The following is a 4,277-nucleotide window of genomic DNA, read 5'->3' on the forward strand; positions in this document are numbered from 1 at the left end:
CCTTTACTCTGCTCCTTTATGGACTTTTTTCCGGTATCTTCCTGGGCGGATGGATCATGGCACTTGCTGAGATGGCAGATGTTTTCCCCATCTTTTCCAGAAGGATCAAACTGACCAATGGAATCCGATGGGTCGTGATCGCAGTGGCCTTCGGAAAAGCTTTGGGATCTTTGTATTATTTTTATAAACGGTGGTTTCCCTGAATTGCGTAAAAAAATCAACGCAGCTAATTTTCTATAATAAATAAGAAGGAACGTTTTTACCAGACTTTCCTTTTTTATCCTTCTTTGACACCTTGGCGCTTTCTTCTTTATTTTCTCCGGTGATTATCGGACATTCATCTGACAGGTCACGGTACCATTTCCGATAATCTGCAGGAGAACAGCCCATCTCTTTTCGGAAAGTCTCTGAAAAATAGCTTGCTCCTGCAAAACCATTTTCCATTGCAATCTCTCCCATGGAAACTGTCTTCTCCAGAACTGCATCCATACTGTTCCAAATTCTGCATTTCTGCAAATATTCGAATGGAGTCATCTCCATATGTTTCTTAAAGAAACGGCAAAAATCACCAGTGCTTACCTGACATGCTTCTGCCATAGCAGAAAGAGTCAGTTTCTCGTTACAATGCTCAGTGAGATATCCTGTCATACGATTCAGTTTCACCCGTTCTCTGATCACTGCATTCTTACATTCCGGACGCGGCTGGGCAAATTTCTTATAAAGACTTCCCCATGCAGTGAACAGCCAGCTCTTCATATCCAGTTCATAGGCCATATCCCTGCCTTCTGCTGTCTGCGCAGCGGCGAGAAGTGCCTGAAGAAGAATGTCTTCATCTGTATCTTCCTCAGCTGACGGCATAAACCTGCAATAAGCGAATGATTCTGCTTCTGCAACCGGTGAAATATATTTATTCTGAAGGCTCTCATCTCCAGCTGCCAGATACTCTCCAGTCACCTCAATTATATAAAAACTGCTGCTTTCCGTCTCCCCTCTAACCAGACGATAGGACTGTCCTGCATTGATAAATAACGCCTCGCCAGCTTCCAGATCTACTTTCTCCTGATTTATCTGACACTGTATTTCTCCTTCTTCTGCCAATAGAAAAGTGAATGCATTCCCACTGATGCATGGCATATGTCCAAATTCCGGCTGAAGCAGTCCCAGCTTATAGATTCTGATCTTATTCTCAGTTTCCTCTGTAAGGAGCTGTACTCCCTTCCCTATAAAATATTTTCCCATAAGGTACCTCTCTTCTTCGGTTTATAATATGAGGCTACTGTCATTCTGTTTATGAGCAATAGCATCATCTTCCGTAATAACTATAACAATACTATCATGATAGTATAAATTCAGCTAAAAAGAAAGTATATTTTACATATTTTTTCACATAATAATAGAAACCAAAAGGTTACTGTACTCTAAGCAAGCAATTCCATTCATCATAGCTACAGGAGGCATTTATGAACAGTTCCATACCAAAAGCAAAGCAGAAACAATACGCCGACTATGTAAAACAGATCACCCCTACCCACAGTCTTCCCATGAACATGGCAAAGGCTTTTTTCACAGGCGGTGTAATCTGTGTCGTTGGGCAGATTATAACAAATTTTGCAAAATCCAGAGGATTAGACCAGGATATGGCCGGTACCTGGTGTTCTGTTACCCTGGTTTTCATCAGTGTTATTCTTACTGGATTTAATATTTATCCAAAGATTGGAAAATTTGGCGGAGCGGGAAGTCTGGTTCCAATCACCGGTTTTGCTAATTCCGTAGCCGCCCCTGCCATTGAATATAAAACGGAGGGTCAGGTCTTTGGAATCGGCTGCAAGATTTTCACCATTGCAGGTCCTGTAATCCTTTACGGAATCATGAGTTCCTGGATTGCCGGAGTGATCTACTATCTTCTGAAAATAATGGAGGTGATTTCATGAATCCACAGACACCAGCCAGACTTACCGGTTCTGCCAGTATGAGCTTTCAGAATCCGGTTTACGTTGTAAGCTGTGCTTCTGTAGTTGGAAAAAAGGAAGGGGAAGGACCTCTTGGAAGCAAATTTGATCTGGTCTGCGAAGAACCTATGTTTGGAGAGGCTACCTGGGAAGCTGCGGAAAGCACCATGCAAAAAGAAGCAGCCGCATTGGCCCTTGGAAAAGCCGGACTTACTCCAGGGGATATCCGCATGACCTTCGCAGGTGATCTTCTGGCTCAGACTACCGCCTCTTCCTTTGGAATTGCCGGAATGGGAATCCCATTTTACGGACTTTTCGGTGCATGCTCCACCATAGGGGAATCCCTCTCTCTTGGCGCCATGTCTGTTGCAGCCGGATACGGAGAACATATTCTCTGTGCCACTTCCAGCCATTTTGCCAGCGCAGAAAAAGAATTCCGATTTCCTCTGGCTTACGGAAACCAGCGTCCTCTCTCAGCCACGTGGACGGTTACCGGGAGCGGTGCCTGTGTTCTCTCCGGAACTTTGCCTGTTCCGAAAATTCCGGAAAAGACTGATCCGCTAATTTCAGCAGAAGGATGTGTCCAAATAACAGGACTCACCACTGGAAAGCTGATTGACTTTGGACTTAAGGATTCTCTGAACATGGGTGGATGCATGGCACCTGCCGCCTGCGATACCATTTACCGGAATTTTTGTGACTTTGACCGAACACCTGATGATTATGATGCAATCTTCACCGGAGACCTGGGAGCTGTTGGAAAACGGATCCTGCTGGATCTGTTAAAAGAAAAAGGATATGATATAGAGTCCATTTATCAGGACTGTGGACTTTTAATCTTTGATGGTGAAACACAGGATACTCATTCTGGTGGAAGTGGTTGTGGATGCAGTGCATCTGTGCTGGCTGCTTATATTCTGCCGGAACTGGCAAAAGGAACCTGGAAAAAGGTGCTCTTTGTTCCTACAGGAGCATTGCTTTCCAAAACAAGTTTTAATGAGGGAGATTCCATTCCGGGGATTGCACATGCTGTAGTATTAGAGCATGTTTCAAAAAAAGATCAAAAGCAGTAAACTAAATAATTGTGCGTACTTCCTGTATAATTGCAGTCCTATAAGCCGTACTGTATTAATTATAATCTGTCTCTACCAACTATCTTTTTCTGTATCTATGAGGAGATGATTTCATGGACTATTTTAATGCATTCTGGGTAGGTGGCCTGATCTGCGCCCTTGTCCAGATTTTACTTGATAAAACCAAACTTATGCCTGGACGTGTCATGGTTCTTCTGGTATGCACCGGCTCTATTCTTGGCGCCATAGGCATTTATCAGCCTCTGATTGATTTCGCCGGTGCCGGTGCTGCTGTGCCATTACTTGGTTTCGGGAATACACTATGGAAAGGTCTGAAAGAAGCCATCGACACAGATGGTGTCATCGGGCTTTTCACAGGAGGCTTCACCGCCTGCGCAGCTGGTGTCTCTGCAGCCCTGATTTTTTCTTATCTGGCAAGCTGGTTTTTTAAACCGAAAATGAAAGAATAACAACGTACTTTATCCTTGCCTGAAACCAACATTTTTTACAATGGGAGTGAATTTCATGAGTGACACACTATACATCCAAACCGAAGAAAACGTGGAGGTTCATCACCCCCATGTCTATCTTCAGGACATTGCCAAGCTATCCTGCACCAATTCCAAAATTTTAAATCACCTAAGGGTTCTCCCGGTAGCAAACCTGGATCCGGACAAGACAGGCCGGTATGTGATTTCTGTTATGGATCTTATAAATGATATCCAGCTCAAAGAGCCTGATCTTGATATTACGCATATTGGCGAACCAAACTTCATCATCACCTATCAGAAGGAAGGAACTGTCAATATTGTTATAAGATGGTGCAAAGTCATATTTGTCTGCCTCGCCACCTTTTTCGGTGCAGGCTTTTCCATTATGACCTTTAACAATGACGTAGACATCCCCGTTCTTTTCGAGCAGATCTACACCCAGGTCACCGGGCAGCCCACAACCGGCAATACGGTCCTGGAAATCTCCTACTCTCTCGGTATCGGTCTTGGTGTCCTGTTCTTCTTCAACCACTTCGGTAGAATAAAGCTCACCGACGATCCTACGCCTATGCAGGTGCAGATGCGTTTATATGAAGATGATGTAAACACCACCATCATTGAAGATATTTCACGAAATAAAGAATGACCGCTCACAGTAAGTTACTGTTCACTCCGTGACCAGTAACACGCTTCGCGATGCACAGAAATCATGCATTCGCATGATTTCGCGCCGCAATTTGCACCAAGCCGTTGCTATTTTTATA

General features: G+C 44.0%; 6 protein-coding genes. 5 read left to right on the forward strand and 1 reads right to left on the reverse strand.

The features are described 5' to 3' along the window. Positions 1-203, forward strand: a 203-nt coding sequence (locus tag AB5642_RS19840) for a stage V sporulation protein AB (RefSeq protein ID WP_368371921.1), incomplete at its 5' end; no start/stop codon positions are given. Between the two features lie 31 nt (positions 204-234). On the opposite strand, the gene AB5642_RS19845 is transcribed toward AB5642_RS19840, so the two are convergent. Further along, a complete protein-coding gene (locus AB5642_RS19845) occupies positions 235-1,239 on the reverse strand; it encodes a helix-turn-helix domain-containing protein (protein WP_195391674.1) in 1,005 nt (334 codons plus the stop codon). A 221-nt stretch (positions 1,240-1,460) separates the two neighbouring features. On the opposite strand from AB5642_RS19845, the gene AB5642_RS19850 reads away from it, so the two are divergent. The 4 genes from AB5642_RS19850 to AB5642_RS19865 all read left to right on the forward strand — a co-directional run bounded on the left by AB5642_RS19850 (position 1,461) and on the right by AB5642_RS19865 (position 4,159). After that, entirely contained in the window at positions 1,461-1,931 is a 471-nt protein-coding gene (locus tag AB5642_RS19850; protein WP_173718234.1) for a SpoVA/SpoVAEb family sporulation membrane protein, read from the forward strand. Beyond that, a complete protein-coding gene (locus tag AB5642_RS19855) occupies positions 1,928-3,022 on the forward strand; it encodes a stage V sporulation protein AD (protein WP_173718233.1) in 1,095 nt (364 codons plus the stop codon). The genes AB5642_RS19850 and AB5642_RS19855 overlap by 4 nt, the downstream gene beginning before the upstream one ends. A gap of 113 nt (positions 3,023-3,135) precedes the next feature. Then, the gene (locus tag AB5642_RS19860) at positions 3,136-3,492 is read left to right on the forward strand and encodes a SpoVA/SpoVAEb family sporulation membrane protein (RefSeq protein WP_118581240.1); all 357 of its coding nucleotides are present in this window, start codon (positions 3,136-3,138) and stop codon (positions 3,490-3,492) included. 55 nt (positions 3,493-3,547) lie between these two features. Further along, the gene (locus AB5642_RS19865; protein ID WP_173718232.1) at positions 3,548-4,159 is read left to right on the forward strand and encodes a stage V sporulation protein AA; all 612 of its coding nucleotides are present in this window, start codon (positions 3,548-3,550) and stop codon (positions 4,157-4,159) included. The last annotated feature ends 118 nt before the right edge of the window (positions 4,160-4,277 follow it).

Source organism: Ruminococcus sp. 1001136sp1_2201st1_G3_2201SCRN_220225, from assembly GCF_040924365.1.
GTDB lineage: Bacteria > Bacillota > Clostridia > Lachnospirales > Lachnospiraceae > Blautia_A > Blautia_A faecis.

Excerpts from the sequence above, each read along its gene's own strand:
- AB5642_RS19845 (WP_195391674.1), bottom strand. The coding sequence starts at position 1,239 with ATGGGAAAATATTTTATAGGGAAGGGAGTACAGCTCCTTACAGAGGAA.
- AB5642_RS19850 (WP_173718234.1), top strand. The coding sequence starts at position 1,461 with ATGAACAGTTCCATACCAAAAGCAAAGCAGAAACAATACGCCGACTAT.
- AB5642_RS19855 (WP_173718233.1), top strand. The coding sequence starts at position 1,928 with ATGAATCCACAGACACCAGCCAGACTTACCGGTTCTGCCAGTATGAGC.
- AB5642_RS19860 (WP_118581240.1), top strand. The coding sequence starts at position 3,136 with ATGGACTATTTTAATGCATTCTGGGTAGGTGGCCTGATCTGCGCCCTT.
- AB5642_RS19865 (WP_173718232.1), top strand. The coding sequence starts at position 3,548 with ATGAGTGACACACTATACATCCAAACCGAAGAAAACGTGGAGGTTCAT.